17 protein-coding genes are annotated in these 13,789 nt (G+C 67.8%); 4 read left to right on the forward strand and 13 right to left on the reverse strand.

All coding sequences use genetic code 11. The features are described from left to right. Positions 1-4: 4 nt before the first annotated feature. The 6 genes from ASE43_RS02535 to ASE43_RS02560 form a co-directional block, all read right to left on the reverse strand. Entirely contained in the window at positions 5-604 is a 600-nt protein-coding gene (locus ASE43_RS02535) for a DUF3011 domain-containing protein (RefSeq protein ID WP_056174791.1), read from the reverse strand. A gap of 11 nt (positions 605-615) precedes the next feature. Next, a complete protein-coding gene (locus tag ASE43_RS02540; protein WP_082576281.1) occupies positions 616-1,017 on the reverse strand; it encodes an EF-hand domain-containing protein in 402 nt (133 codons plus the stop codon). 478 nt (positions 1,018-1,495) lie between these two features. Next, entirely contained in the window at positions 1,496-1,909 is a 414-nt protein-coding gene (locus ASE43_RS02545; RefSeq protein WP_056174795.1) for a DUF4124 domain-containing protein, read from the reverse strand. A gap of 489 nt (positions 1,910-2,398) precedes the next feature. Then, positions 2,399-2,866, reverse strand: coding sequence for a nuclear transport factor 2 family protein (locus tag ASE43_RS02550; RefSeq protein ID WP_057159360.1), 468 nt, complete (start codon positions 2,864-2,866; stop codon positions 2,399-2,401). Positions 2,867-2,992: 126 nt separating this feature from the next. Further along, positions 2,993-3,199, reverse strand: coding sequence for a twin transmembrane helix small protein (locus ASE43_RS02555; RefSeq protein WP_057159361.1), 207 nt, complete (start codon positions 3,197-3,199; stop codon positions 2,993-2,995). 66 nt (positions 3,200-3,265) lie between these two features. After that, complete coding sequence (locus tag ASE43_RS02560; protein WP_235568630.1) at positions 3,266-3,616, reverse strand: hypothetical protein; 351 nt, start codon at positions 3,614-3,616, stop codon at positions 3,266-3,268. A gap of 129 nt (positions 3,617-3,745) precedes the next feature. On the opposite strand from ASE43_RS02560, the gene ASE43_RS02565 reads away from it, so the two are divergent. Beyond that, the gene (locus ASE43_RS02565; RefSeq protein ID WP_056176620.1) at positions 3,746-5,161 is read left to right on the forward strand and encodes a PLP-dependent aminotransferase family protein; all 1,416 of its coding nucleotides are present in this window, start codon (positions 3,746-3,748) and stop codon (positions 5,159-5,161) included. Between the two features lie 242 nt (positions 5,162-5,403). Here ASE43_RS02565 and ASE43_RS02570 read toward each other — a convergent pair whose 3' ends face one another. The 3 genes from ASE43_RS02570 to ASE43_RS02580 form a co-directional block, all read right to left on the reverse strand. Beyond that, entirely contained in the window at positions 5,404-6,438 is a 1,035-nt protein-coding gene (locus tag ASE43_RS02570; RefSeq protein WP_057159362.1) for an NADP-dependent oxidoreductase, read from the reverse strand. A gap of 147 nt (positions 6,439-6,585) precedes the next feature. Then, a complete protein-coding gene (locus ASE43_RS02575) occupies positions 6,586-7,191 on the reverse strand; it encodes a TetR/AcrR family transcriptional regulator (RefSeq protein WP_057159363.1) in 606 nt (201 codons plus the stop codon). A 186-nt stretch (positions 7,192-7,377) separates the two neighbouring features. Further along, positions 7,378-7,974, reverse strand: coding sequence for an NAD(P)H-dependent oxidoreductase (locus ASE43_RS02580; RefSeq protein WP_056174805.1), 597 nt, complete (start codon positions 7,972-7,974; stop codon positions 7,378-7,380). 299 nt (positions 7,975-8,273) lie between these two features. Here ASE43_RS02580 and ASE43_RS02585 point away from each other — a divergent pair, with 299 nt between their 5' ends. After that, the gene (locus ASE43_RS02585; protein WP_057159364.1) at positions 8,274-8,519 is read left to right on the forward strand and encodes a hypothetical protein; all 246 of its coding nucleotides are present in this window, start codon (positions 8,274-8,276) and stop codon (positions 8,517-8,519) included. An 80-nt stretch (positions 8,520-8,599) separates the two neighbouring features. Here the strand turns inward: ASE43_RS02585 and ASE43_RS22450 are convergent, their stop codons facing one another. The 3 genes from ASE43_RS22450 to ASE43_RS02600 form a co-directional block, all read right to left on the reverse strand. Continuing rightward, on the reverse strand, positions 8,600-9,490 hold the full coding sequence (locus ASE43_RS22450; RefSeq protein ID WP_235568631.1) for a hypothetical protein: 891 nt from the start codon (positions 9,488-9,490) through the stop codon (positions 8,600-8,602). Positions 9,491-9,989: 499 nt separating this feature from the next. Next, positions 9,990-10,376 carry a fluoride efflux transporter CrcB gene (gene crcB / locus ASE43_RS02595; protein WP_057159366.1) on the reverse strand — a complete coding sequence of 129 codons (387 nt, stop codon included), beginning with the start codon at positions 10,374-10,376 and terminating at the stop codon, positions 9,990-9,992. A 26-nt stretch (positions 10,377-10,402) separates the two neighbouring features. Next, positions 10,403-11,761, reverse strand: a complete 1,359-nt coding sequence (locus ASE43_RS02600; RefSeq protein ID WP_057159367.1) for a replication-associated recombination protein A — start codon at positions 11,759-11,761, stop codon at positions 10,403-10,405. 204 nt (positions 11,762-11,965) lie between these two features. Between ASE43_RS02600 and ASE43_RS02605 the strand changes: the two genes are divergently transcribed. Together ASE43_RS02605 and ASE43_RS02610 are read left to right on the forward strand one after the other, a co-directional pair. Then, the gene (locus ASE43_RS02605) at positions 11,966-12,493 is read left to right on the forward strand and encodes an N-acetylmuramidase (protein WP_057159368.1); all 528 of its coding nucleotides are present in this window, start codon (positions 11,966-11,968) and stop codon (positions 12,491-12,493) included. Between the two features lie 106 nt (positions 12,494-12,599). Further along, positions 12,600-13,082, forward strand: coding sequence for a GNAT family N-acetyltransferase (locus ASE43_RS02610; RefSeq protein WP_057159847.1), 483 nt, complete (start codon positions 12,600-12,602; stop codon positions 13,080-13,082). A 55-nt stretch (positions 13,083-13,137) separates the two neighbouring features. On the opposite strand, the gene lolA is transcribed toward ASE43_RS02610, so the two are convergent. Continuing rightward, the gene (gene lolA, locus ASE43_RS02615) at positions 13,138-13,785 is read right to left on the reverse strand and encodes an outer membrane lipoprotein chaperone LolA (protein WP_057159369.1); all 648 of its coding nucleotides are present in this window, start codon (positions 13,783-13,785) and stop codon (positions 13,138-13,140) included. Positions 13,786-13,789 lie beyond the last annotated feature (4 nt).

Here is a 13,789-nt window from a genome sequence, read left to right on the forward strand (position 1 = left end):
GGACTCAATACACCGCGAAATCTGCGCGGCAGCCGTTGTCGACCCAGATCGTGTTGCGCTCGACGCCCCAGTTCTGGCCGTACTGGCAATAGGTCTTGCTGAGCTGGCGCTGCACCTCGACGTGGCCGCGGCCGTAGAACGGGCAGCGCACGTAGTTGTTGTCGTTGGACTCGCAACGCACGGTGTTGCTGGGCTGGTAGTAGTTGCCGCCGTTGTAGCGATCGTCGTCGTAGCGGTCGCGATCGCGGTCCTTCTTGTTCTTGTTGGCCAGGATCGCGGCGCCGATCAGGCCCACCACCACCGCGCCGGCGACGGCGTTGGAATTGTCGTGACCGGAGGACTGATAGTCGCCGACGTTGAACTCGGCGCGGCAACCGTTGGTCACCCATACCCGGTTGCGGTCGTAGCCCCAGGTATCGTTCTGCCAGCAGCCCGAAGAGCTGAGCTGGCGCGACAGGGTGACGCCGCCGCGGGTATCGACCGGGCAACTCTTGTACTGGCCGTTGCCGGATTCGCAACGCACGGTTTGGCCCGCGTAGGCGCTCTGGCCCAACGAGGGCACGACCAGGGCGAGGACGAGGATGCTGCTGACGATTCGTTTCATGGTCGTCTCCTTCACTTCGCGGCCCGGCGGGCCTGGGCCAGGGCTTCGAGTTCGGCGCCGGCGAGGTAGCCGTCGCGATCGGTATCGAAGCTGTCGAAGACCGGCCGCAGCGCGTCGCCGTAGGCGTCCATGGTGATCTCGTGCTGCGGGTTTTCCGCGCGTGCGGTAGGCACCAGGTGCGCTGGGATCTCGGCGCCGCGCAGCACGCCGTCGCGGTCCGCGTCGGCTTGGGCGAATCGGCGGATCATGGCATTGCGGTATTCCTCGAACGAGAGCTTGCCGTCGCCGTCGCGGTCCATGCGCTTGAGCAGGCCCTCCGGGGTGACGGCCACAGGTTCGTTCTTGGTCTTCGCCAGCGCCAATGGACTAAGGCACAGCAGCACGACGGCCACCAACGATATGCATCGTTTCATGCGGTTCTCCTGAGGATGGGAAGCGGACGAAGCGCCGTCGGCCGGGAGGGGCCGAACGGTGGACGACGGAACGACGATGTGTGGGCGGCTTTCCTTCTCCTCGTGAACGAACGGCGTCCTGGCGGTTCGGTGGCGATGGGTTCAGCGCTTGCGGGACATCGATGGGTCGGGCGGGCATCCGCAGCGCACTGGCGGGTCGGCCCCAGGTGCGCCTGCGCTCATCAAGAACGCGCGCGGCTCCAGATTCAGGCCATACGGCGCACCGACGGAGCCCCCAGTCGTGGCTAGCCCGGCGCGACGGTCCGGCGATACTGGCGTACGGAACATGGCTCACCCCATGCCGCTGCGACCCCGCACTAATAGTGCATCAATCGTTAGCAAAACATGTATTCGCGGCCGGCGCCGACGAGCGGCCGCCGGGCACTCCGTCTGAGGTGTGCGCACGGTCACGTCACGACCGGCCGGCGTGCCACTCCGGCTATTTGCAGGCTTCGAAAACCGCGTCGTTGAGCGCGCTGACCAGCGCGTAGTCGCGTTCCATGCCGACGGCGGCGAGCTTTCGTTCGCGGCGTTCGCGCGCGACATCGCAGTCGCGGCCATCGCCGAGCCGGATCGCATAGGCGCGCGCGCCGCCGGGGCGGTCGGTGCCGGCCAGGCGCGAGAGATAGCGCGAATCGGCTTGGCCGCGCTGCTCGGCCTGCTGACGGCGGGCCAATTCGGCCGTGTCGGGCGGCGGCTGCGGTGTGGCCTCCCAGACCCGGGCGGTGGCGGCGGCGCAGGGTTCGGACTGATAACTAACCGCACCGGAGCGCGCGACGCATTTGTAGAGGCTGGCGGCGTCGGCGACGGTAGGCAGCAGCAACAGCAGCGTGCAGATGGGATGGAGGGGCATGGCGATCGTCCTTGACCGATGCGGCGGGGCCGCGTTGTGGGGTGCGGTCAGATTGATCGTGGCGGGAGATCGTCGCCAGCGGTGGAGCGCGCGGATCGGGGTCGGATAAAGGAGGATCGGGACGTAGGAAAGCCCTTATCCGGATTTGCGGAGGCCGGCATTGCAGCCGCGCGTTCTCAAGGCACCGATACCGCGTAGCGCTTCGAGGCCTGTGGGAGTTCGTGGCGCGCTGGTCGGGTCATCAGCGCTAGGCATGCGCGCGCAGTACCCGATCCCCCTGCCCCCTTAGACAAAGGACCAGGTCGAGCGGCCCCCGGCTGGAGGTCGGCGATCGCACCAGAGCTGGGCGTACTGCTCAGGGCCGTTCCTGACGAGCCTGTGCAGCCATGGGCGGCGAGCGAGCGCGCGAGGCGCAGGAGCAAAGAAGAGCTCGGGCGGCGGGCCTCGATGAGCGAGGTCCCGCAATGGCGCGGGCGCCCTAGCCTGCGGTCAGGGCTTGGTCGCGGGCGCCGCTGGCAGGCGCGAGGCGTGGCTGGCCACCATCACCCAGCCCTGCGGCCCGCGCACGTAGGTGTCGGTGAACTGGAAATCGGCGGCGAAGGCTTTGCCTTCGGAGACACCCTTGACGCTGGTGATGCCCAGCGCGATCGCGGTGTCGTTGCCGTAGTAACGCAGGCGGGTGCCGTGGTTGCGGAACACCTCGTAGGTGGTCACGCCTTTGGCTAGTTCGGCGACCTCATCGTCGCGCGTGGTGATCTTGCCGTTGGACGCGGTCAGGGTGAAGTCCGGGGCCAGGTGCTTGCCGATCCAGGCGGCGTCCTCGGCTTCATAGGCCGCGCAGATGTCGCGCTCCAACTGCAGGATGGCGCGTTCGTCGGCGCTGCGATCGGCGGCGATGGCGGCGGGCGCGCACAGCGCCAGGACGATGGACAGCGGCAGCAGCGAGTACAGGCGCATTGCGGGTTCCTTGCGGGATCGATGGCGAGGGACGCGAACGGCGCCCGTCGCGCAGCATGCCCGCGTGCGCTCGCGCAGGCTGCGCGGATCTTGCGGTTTCGCGTGGTTGCGCGGAGCGCTGCGCGCTCAGCGGCCGATGCCGTGCGGTTCGATGACGCCCGTGGCGATGCCGGCCGCGACCAGCGCGATCAATGCCACCGACAAGACGATGCGGCGGGTGAGCGCGTTGACGGTGCGCCGGCTCTGTCCGTGATCGACGAGTATGTAGTACAGGCCGGCGCCCAGGTTCCAGACGATCAGGCTCAGGAAGGCGACGATGAACAGCGTTTTCATACGGGTTCCATGCCGGCGCGGCCGGCGACGTAGCGGGCCCGCGGGACGCCGCGGGCGGCGGCGGGTTCAGGCGTCCGCGGAGGCGACGGCCTTGCGCCAGCGCGGCAACATGCGCAGGCGTAGGAAGACGGCGGCGGTCATGATCAGCAGGAACAGGCCGTAGGCGACGGAGGTTGCCAGCACCTGTTTCCAGATCGCGCCCGCGTTGGGGTCGGCGTTGTGCATCGACCAATGCATGCCCCACCCGGCCAGCAGCGTGGCCAGCAGCAAGGCGCCGCTGTCGAAGACGGTGCGCGCGGCCAGGCGCGGCTGCTTCGGGTAGGCCCAGTACAGCCAAGCCAGGATCGAGAACCAGGGCACGAACAGGATCAGCGCGAGGTTGAGTTCGACCTGCGGATTCATGGCGGCGGCGAGCATCGACGGCGACTCTGTGGGGTTGAGGCCATACTGCGCCGACCATATCAGTTTCGCCAGAATCAGAAATGAGATAAAAAACCGTATCAGTTGAGCCTGAGCGGCCGTCCGGCCGCGCTCTGGAGCCGCGCCTTGAAGCGTTACGAAGCCCTAGCCGACGACATCGCGGCCTCGATCCGCGACGGCCTGCTGCGTCCGGGCCAACGGCTGCCCTCGGTGCGTCAGGCCAGCGCGGCGCGCGGGATCAGTCCGGCGACGGTGTTCCAGGCCTATTACCTGCTGGAGGCGCGCGGCCTGGTGAGATCGCGCGCGCGCTCGGGTTACTACGTGACCCGCCCGTCCGCGCTGCTGCCGCCGGAGCCGGACGCGGCCTCGCAGCCGGACGGCGAGTCGCGCGCGGTCGATGTGTCCGAACTGGTGTTCGAGGTGCTGGGATCGGCGATGGCGCACACGGTGGTGCCGCTGGGGTCGGCGTTCCCCAGCCCCTTGCTGTACCCGCTGCAGAAGTTGGGTCGGGCGATGGCTTCGGCGGCGGTGCATCTGGACCCTTGGAGCACGGTCGACGATCTGACCCCGGGCAATGCAGCGCTGCGGCGCCAGATCGCGCTGCGCTACCGGATCGACGGCCTGCAGATCGGTGCCGACGAGATCGTGGTCACCAACGGCGCGCTGGAAGCCTTGAATCTTTGCGTGGCCGCGGTGACCCGCCCCGGCGATGCGGTACTGGTGGAGTCGCCCTGCTTCTACGCCGCGCTGCAATCGCTGGAGCGCCACGGTCTGCACGCGATCGAGGTGCCCACGCATCCGCGCGACGGCATCGACCTGGAGGCGCTGGCCGCGGCCATCGAACGCCATCGCCCGCGTGCGTGCTGGCTGATGACCAACTTCCAAAACCCCTTGGGCAGCGCCATGCCCGATGAGAAGAAGCGCGCCCTGGTCGAACTGCTGACCCACCATGGCGTGCCGCTGATCGAGGACGACGTCTATGGCGAGCTCTACTTCGGCGAGCGCCGACCGACGCCGGCCAAGGCCTACGATCGCGAGGGGCTGGTGATGCATTGCGGTTCTTTTTCCAAGAGCCTGGCGCCGGGCTATCGGATCGGCTGGGTCGCGCCCGGGCGTTATGCGCGCGAGGTCGCGCGGCGCAAGCTCACCGCGACCTTGAGCACCTGCGTGCCGGCTCAGCTTGCGATCGCGCACTATCTGGAGAAAGGCGGCTACGACCGTCACCTGCGGCGGCTGCGCGCGACGCTGTCGGCGCAGCAGGCGCAGTATCTGGCGGCGGTGGCGCGGCATTTTCCGCCCGGCACGCGCGTGACCCGTCCGGCCGGCGGCTACTTCCTCTGGATCGAACTGCCGGAGGGCGGCGACGCGCTGCGCGTCTATCAACGCGCCTCGGCCCTGGACATCAGCATCGCGCCGGGGCCGATGTTCTCGGTGCGGCGCGGCTTCGGCCACTGCCTGCGCCTCAACTGCGGGCACCCGCTGGATGCGCGCGTGGATGCGGCGCTGGCGACCTTGGGTCGGTTGGCGGGCGGCGGCGGATAGGAGCATCCAACACTGCGCGTATCCGAGCGGATCTTGCATCGAGGCGGCGCCGGCGAGGCGCGCGCGGTCGACGGTCCGTCACGCGCTGGATCGCTGCCTTGGCGCCGAGCGGGGTCGGTCGCGCATCCGATCGCCGGCCGACGCGTATCGCCGCTCCTTCGCGAGAGCGGCGATACGCGGACGGAAGTCGCCTTCGCGGTTCCGCCTCGTTGTTAGCTGGCGTCTTGCTCAGGCCGTAAGGATCAGGCGTCGGCGACCTGCACCACCAGCTTGCCGAAGTTGCGCCCCTCGAGCAGGCCCGCGAACGCCGCCGGTGCCCGCTCCAGTCCATCGACCCGATCCTCGTGCAGTTTGACCAGTCCGTCGGCGAACCATTGGTCCATGTCGCGACGGAAGGCCTGGTAGCGGTCGGCGTAGTGGTCGAGGATCACGAAGCCCTGCATGCGGATGCGCTTTTGCACCAGCATCGTGGTCAGCTGGGGCAGACGGTTCGGGCCCGGCGGCGGGGACTCCTCGTTGTAGTGCGCGATCACGCCGCACACTGGTACGCGCGCGCCGATATTGAGCAGCGGCAGCACCGCATCGAACACTTCGCCGCCGACGTTTTCGAAGTAGACGTCGATGCCGTCCGGGCATGCCGCGGCCAGGCGCTGAGCCAGGTCCGACTCGCGGCGGTCCAGGCAGACATCGAAACCCAGTTCCTCCACTGCGTAGCGGCACTTGTCGGCGCCGCCGGCGATGCCGACCACGCGCGCGCCTTTGAGCTTGGCGATCTGGCCGACCATGGCGCCGACCGCGCCGGTCGCGGCGGCCACGACCACGGTCTCGCCGGGCTTGGGCTGACCGATATCGAGCAGGCCGACGTAGGCGGTAAAGGCCGGCATGCCCAAGCCGCCCAGCGCCAAGGACGGCTGAGGCATGTCGCCCAGCGCGACCAGATCGCTGCCGTCCGACAGGGCGTAGTCCTGCCAACCGGCGTTGCCCAGGACCAGGTCGCCGGCGCGGAACTGCGGGTGCCGCGATACGACCACGCGATTGACGGTGCCGCCGACCATAGGCTGGCCCAGCGCCACCGAAGGTGCATAGGTCGGCCCGATTTCGTTCATGAGCTGGCGCATGTAGGGATCCAGCGAGAGGTAGAGGGTACGCAGCAGCAGTTGCCCCTCCTCTGGCGTCGGCACCTCGGTCTGGTCCAGGCGGAAGTCCTGCGGGGTCGGCACGCCGCGCGGACGCGCGGCCAGGACGATACGGCGGTTGACGGTGGCGCTGGACGACATGGGTTTACTCCGTGGTGTGGGGTGAGTGGGGCGCGAGTGGGCGCGCGATCGGGCTGGCAACGGCGCAGGGCCGGCAGCGGGCGCAACTAGACCGGTCGTCTAGAAGGCGGATACAAAAAGGGCGGGAATGCATGCGCAACTCCCGCCTCAGACGTACAGGTTAAGGCCGAGCAGTTGGCGGGTGCCGATCAGGGCCGTGTCCAAGGGCGCGCGGTCGCGGGTGATCTTGGCCAGCAGGCTGGCGCCCAACCAGTTCTGATAGAGCGCGGCCGCGGCGGCCTGCGGATCCGCTGGCGCCGACGCCAACGACCCGTCCAACCTGCCCGCTTCGATGCACGCGGCCAGCCGCGCGATGATCCGGCGGGTACCCTGCGCGAGCGCGGTGCGCATGCTCTCGGACAGGTCGCAGACCTCGGCGCCGAGCTTGACCACCAGACAGCGGCTTTGCGCCTGCTCGCCGGTCTGCGAGTCCAACCAATCGTGGAAGTAGGTCAGCAAGCGTTGCGCGGCCGGGCCCGGGGCGCTCAGCAGGGCGTCGGTACGCGCCAGGTACTCGTTGAAGTAGTTCTCCAGCAGCGCTTCGCCGAAGGCTTCCTTGGAACCGAAGTAGTGATAGAACGAGCCCTTCGGCACGCGAGCAGCGGCCAGCACTTCGGCCAGCCCCACCGCGGTGAAGCCCTTGCTGAGCAGCAAGGGATGGGCGACGTCGAGGATGTGCTGGCGGACGTCGGCGACGGCGGCGGCGGGATTCATAGGCCGGGACTTTAAACTCAATTAGACCGGTCGTCTAGCGCCTGAAATCGCGGGGCTAGACGCCGTATGGCGGTGCGTCATGCAGATCACTGCCCCGCGCCGCTCGCGCTGCGCCCGCGCAAGCCCGCGAATTCATCCTCCGCGCGCCGACCGAAACATCGAACTCTGCGCCCGGCCGTGCGGCGCTCAACGCAAGCCGCGGAGCCGCGCCAGGATGCGGCGCTCGAAACGCTCCAGGCGACCGCGTTCGACCCGCTCGGCGCGATACAGCGACAGCAGCTCCAGCCGGCAACGCGGCGCGCAGGTGCCGAGCAAGGCGTGCGCGAGCACGCGTCTAACCGGCCGACGCAGCCACAGCCAGTCGACCCACCAGGGCGAGCCCAGCGTGGTGATCGCGATCGTGCGCCGCAAGCCGTGCAAGGCGGGCTTGATCGCGCTCAGATCGGAGGCATGGTGATACGCGTGGCCCGGCGCCCAGACCCGATCGAACCAGCCCTTGAGCATGGCCGGAAAACCGAACCACCAAGTCGGAAACACCAGTACCAAGGCCTCCGCCGCGCTCAATCGCGCCAACTGCGCGCGCACCGCGGTGTCGTCGTAAGCGCCGGCCTCGTAGTAGGAACCGCGTTCGCGCGCGCTCAGCGCCGGCTGAAAACCTTCCGCGTATAAGGACTCGGTTTCGACCTCATGACCATCGGCGGTCAAGGCATCGATCACCAAACGCGACAACGAGACGCACAAACTGTCGTGCAGCGGGTGCGCGACTACGACCAGACATTTCACGACTGCGTTCCTTGCCTTGCGCGATTCGTATGGCGTCCAGACTAACCAAGCCTGGGCGATATTCCGATCCGCCCATGGTCGTAGATACGACGCCATTGTTGTGCATATCGTATGTGTTTTAAGTGCTGTCGCTGCCGGCGCAGATGTGAAAAGTGCGTCGAGAAGCTGAACGCTTTGTCAAAACCCTTCACACGACTAACGCGACGTTGCGCACGGTTAACACACCCGATCCTAGATTCGCCCGGCACAAGAAGGGGGGATTGCGGGTGTTCAAAGTGTCGTTGAGGGAGCACGCATTGATGAGCGTGCTGGTGGGGCTGCAGCGCGGCGTGCAGCCGGAAACCAGTCATCTGAAACATTGCCTGGTCGAAGAAGGCCTGGCCCTGAATCGCGAGGGCCGTCTGTGCCTGTCCGATGCCGGCAGCACCCTGCTGCAGGGCTTGCAGCACATGCTCTGGGCCGAGGTCGAAGCCCTGCAGCAAGTGCTGGCCAATCGCAGTGCGACCGTGGCGCAGGGCCAGCCGCGAGTGCTGGCGCCGGACTGAGCGGTCGGGATCCGCGGGTCGCCAACCCCGCGGCGAAGCGCGAGCGCGCCGACGGCCGCAGGCCGCCGGCGCATCGTCGATCACGCCGTGGCGCGATCCTTACGACCCAGCCACCAGGCCATCGCCGCACCGGCCAGCAACCAGCCGATCAACTGTTCGGCCAAAGCGGCGAGCGTGAAGTCGATCGGGAACAGGTACCAGTTCCAGTACGGCACGCTAAGCGCGAACCAGGCGAACAGCGCCATCGCGCCGGCGATCAGCACGCGTCGGCCGAAGCTGCGCGCGGCCAGCGCCATCACCCAGGCCGCCAGCATCGCACCCAGCAGGCAGCTTACGAACTGTTTGCCCAGATTCGGGCCCATGCTGGAAATCGCCGGATTGCCAGCGGGCTGATAGATCACGAAGGCATAGGCTTTGCCCTGGTTCTCGGCGATGAAGCTCTGCCTCGCCGCTTCGTCGCTCCACTTCTCCGGCGCCATGCTCGGATACATGTACACGCCCTCGCCCGCCGCGGACTGGCTGAGCGCGCTCAGCACCGCATCCTGCTGAGCCGGCAGCTTCATGCCGGCTTCGCCGATCGGCAGCGCCATGTGCGCGACCGCGCCCCAGATGAACATCACGATCGCGCCGATCAGGCCCGTAATCGCTATCCGCATAGTCGTTCTCCCCGCAACGTAGGTGGGTTCCCCCGAACCCGCGATAGCGAGCTTGCGCTCAGTCGCGATGGCCGACAACTCCCACGCGGGTGTTGCGCCGCAACGTCGAACGGTGCGCATAGCGGCCGCGTCGCAACCCGCGCATGCGCTCAGAACGAGCGTGGCACCTGCGGTCAGAATTGCATCGGGAGTATCGCGGCTCACTCCGATAGCCAGGGCCAGGCACAAGAAATCCGCCGCTGTGTTGTCGTCGCTGGCGCTTGCGCGGCCGCGCCAGTCGACGGTGCCGTTGCCGGAACTGTCGATCGCGCTCACGCTGCGATAGTCGTTTCCGTGGTGGCGTGACGCCTGGCCGCGACAACGAGATGGAGGATCATCGCTGTGGCCAACAGGCGCGCATGCTTGTCTCCTTCGGCACCAGCGGATGCCAGGGGGCGGACGCGATGCGCCGCTACGGGCAATCGCGGTCTCCTGATCGACTTAGCCAAGCCGATCTGCCTTGGCAGATAGCGCTCTCGGAAAGGCGCATTACATACGTAGAAATTGCGCAGCCCTTATCGAGGCGAACGAGTGCGAAAAGGTTGCATCGCTGCAACATCGCCTGAGTCGTCCGAGGCCAACTCGTGGGCGCCGAGCCGCGCCAGATGCTTGATCGTCAAGCGATAGGCCACCCAGGCCCAATCATTCGACCAGACGTTTCAGTAGCGAAACAGTGTCTAATTTCCGGCCGATGGAATTGTTTAACTTATTATTTTCAAATACTTATATAAAATAACTGAAGTGACTCCGCAGTTACGCTTTCGATACTCCACTGCTAGCCCACCCCACTCCAGCCGCGCACGCTGGCGATCCCCAAGGCCGTCATCGCCAGCGAACCGAATAAGTGCAGTGCCGCAGTCGCCAGCGCCCAGCCGTACTGCTGGCGCAGCAGTTGCTGGACGACCTCGGCCGAGAAGGTCGAGAACGTGGTCAAGCCGCCCAGCAATCCGGTGATCGCGAACAAACGCCACTCCGGCGCGATCGAGGCATGCGCATCGAACCAGGCCAACGCCAGGCCCACGCCGTAGCCGCCGATCAGATTGGCCGCGAGCGTACCCAGCGGCAGACTCGCGGCCAGCGGATTGAGCCACAGCGACAGGCCCCAGCGCGCCCAGGCGCCGAGCGCGGCGCCCACACCGATGGCGAGGAAGGCATAAGGCATCGCGTGGTTCTCCGTGCGGCGCGGGCTCAGTCGTCGCCGCGCGCCTTGGCGCGCGCCGAGCGCAGGCGGTCGAGTTTGTCCTTGAGCTTGATCTCCAGCCCGCGTTCGACCGGCTGGTAATAGACGCGCTCGCCCATCTCGTCGGGAAATCCGGTTTGATCCAGCGCGATCCCGCCTTCGGCGTCGTGATCGTACTGATAGCCCTGGGCGTAGCCGAGCTGCTTCATCAGCTTGGTCGGCGCGTTGCGCAGATGCAGAGGCACGGCCTGGCTGCCGTATTGGGCGACGTCGCTGCGGGCCGCGTTGTAGGCCGCGTAGGCCGCATTGGATTTGGCGGTGCTGGCCAGATAGATCGCCAGCTGCGCGAACGCCAGCTCGCCTTCGGGGCTACCGAGGCGGTCGTAGGTGTCCCAGGCTTCCAGCGCCATCTGCAGGGCGCGCGGATCGGCCAGACCGACGTCCTCGACCGCCATCCGGGTCAGCCGGCGCGCCAGGTAGGCCGGATCGCAGCCGCCGTCGAGCATGCGCGCCAGCCAGTACAGCGCGGCGTCGGGATTGGAGCTGCGCACGGATTTGTGCAGCGCCGAGATCTGATCGTAGAACTGCTCGCCGCCCTTGTCGAAGCGGCGGGTGCGATCGGCCAGCACTTGGGCCAGGCTGGCCTCGGTGATGCGGCCGCCCTCGTCGGCCGCCAGTTCGGCGGCGATCTCCAGCAGGGTCAGGCCACGACGCACGTCGCCGTCGGCGGCGCCGGCGATCTGCAGCAGCAAGTCGTCGTCCACCGCGATGCCCTGCGCGCCCAGGCCGCGTTCCTCGTCGCTGAGCGCATGCCGCAGCGCCAGCGCGATGTCGTCGGCCGACACCGCCTCCATCACATGCACGCGGCAACGCGAGAGCAGCGCCGAGTTGAGTTCGAACGAGGGGTTCTCGGTGGTCGCGCCGACGAACAGGATGGTGCCGCGCTCGATGTGCGGCAGGAACGCATCCTGCTGGGCCTTGTTGAAACGATGGACCTCGTCGACGAACAACACCGTGCGCCGGCCCTCGGCGAAACGGTGCGCGGCTTCGGCCAGCACTTGGCGGACCTCGGGCAGGCCGGACAGCACCGCCGAGATCGCGCGGAACTCGGCGTCGGAATAACGCGCCAGCAACAGCGCCAGGGTGGTCTTGCCGCAGCCCGGCGGCCCCCACAGGATCATCGAGTGCACGTGCCCGGATTCGACCGCGCGTCGCAGCGCGGTGCCGGGCGCGACCAGGCGGCGCTGGCCGACCATGTCGTCCAGGCTGCGCGGGCGCATGCGTTCGGCCAGCGGGCGCAGGCCCTCGCGGTCGACGCTGAGCAGGTCGGGTTCGTCCTCGGAACGGCGGGAAGTTCGGCGGGCCACGTGGGGGTCGGTCGCTTACGGCGGTGTCGACCGACACGATAGCAAGTTCGTGCGCACGCGGCGCCGCGACCGACGCCAAGGCCTTGATCCGCAAGGCCTTGACCGGCATCGCTCACAGGCGCGGCCTGGACGCGTTGGCATTACCGGGCCGGCAACCGCGCCGCCCGGCGCGTCCACGCGCCCACTCGGACCGGACTGCGTTCAATGGCCAATTTCGATCTGTACTTGCCGCAACTGCTGATCTTCGAAGGCGGCTACGTCGACGACCCCCACGACCCCGGTGGCGCGACCAACAAGGGCATCACCCTGCGTACGTTCCAAAGCCATGCCGGGCGGCTGTTGAACCTGGCCCCCACCCTGGCCAATTTGCAGGCGCTCACCGACCAGCAGGCCGCCGCGCTCTACCGCGCCCTGTACTGGGACGCGCTGCAGTGCGATCAGATCCAGTTGCAGTGCCTGGCCGAGGATCTGTTCGACTTCTACGTCAATGCCGGCGTGCATGCGATCTTCCTGATCCAGCGCCTGCTCGGCGCACCGGTGGCGGTGGACGGCGTGTTCGGCCACGACACCCTGGCGGCGTTGGAAGCCGCGGATCAGCGCACGCTGTACGCGCGCTACCGCCAGGGCCGCATCGACTACTACCGCCTGCTGGCGACGCAGCATCCGGTGCTGGCGCGCTTCCTCGCCGGCTGGCTGCGCCGCGCGCAATGGTTCCCGGTCAACGCGCCATGAGCGATCCGTGAGCCGGTCCGGGGCCATCGTGTACGCGCGCATCCGCGCAGCCGAGGCGGCCGCGCGCGACAATGCCGACGATGCTGAGCCGCGAACGGACCTGCGAATGAACACCCCTGCCCTGCGCACCTGGCGGCCCGACGACCGCCACGCCGTGCTGGCCCTGCTGGAGGAAACCTTCCAGCACACTTGGCAGCCGCAGCTCAGCGCGGCCGCGATCGAGGCCTACCGCCGCGATCGCGTCGCCGAGCGTTATGTCGATGCGCAAGGCGCGCATTTCCTGATCGCCGAATGCGAGGGCCGCATCGCCGGCTTCGTGCATCACGAGGCGGGATTCGTGCAAGCCCTGCACGTGACGCAACGCTATCGCCGACGCGGAATCGCGCGCCGCTTGATGGCCGCCGCCGAAGCACAGATGCGCGCGCAAGGCCTCGCACTGGCGAGCCTGGAGACCGACACCTTCAACGCCGAGAGCCAGGCGCTGTACCTGGCCCTGGGCTACCGCGAGGTCGCGCGCTATCCCGATTTGGAATGGAACAGCGGGCTCACCACGATTCGCTACGAGAAGGCGCTGACGCAGCCCTCGTAACGACGCGGCCAGCGCGCATGCGGCAGCGCGGACACTGCCACGAATCTCGCCGGGCTCAGCGCTCGCCGATCACATCGGTGCCGGCGGGCGGCACGAACTTGAACTTGCCGGCGGCGAAGCCAGGGTTGCGCTTCCAGCCGCTGAACACGACCTCGGTGCGCTGGCCCAGGCTGTCGACCACCTGCATGCGGGCCAGGCCGTTGCCGTCGAAGCCAAGCTTGGCAGTGCGGAAGTTGGCCTCGGCGTTGCCCTTGGGCGCCAGCGACAGCCAGTTCAGGCCGTCGGCCTTGCCGGCGTCCTTGACCACGAACTGCGCGTCCAGCTTGGCCGGATCGATCAGCGCCGACAGCGGGCTGTTCTGTTCCTCGGCGCCCTGCGGACGCACGGTGACCTGTTGCAGATCCGGATCGTGCACCCAGACCTTCTTGCCGTCGGCCACGATCAGCTGCGGGTACGGCTTCACGTACTCCCAGCGGAACAGGCGCGGCGCGGACAGCGCGAGGTTGCCGCTGGAGGCTTCCTTGCGCTTGCCGTTGGCGTCGAACACCTGCTGGGTGAACTGCCCTTCCAGGCCCTTGAGGCCGCGGGTGAAGCTGTTGAGATCGTCGCGCGCGGCGGCGACGGCGCTGCCGGCGAACAGCGCCGCGGCGATCAGAACGATGCGCGCGGCATGGCGGGCGGTGGGAAGGACGGACAGGCTCATGCGA

The organism is Lysobacter sp. Root983 (assembly GCF_001429345.1).
Classification (GTDB): Bacteria; Pseudomonadota; Gammaproteobacteria; order Xanthomonadales; family Xanthomonadaceae; genus Lysobacter.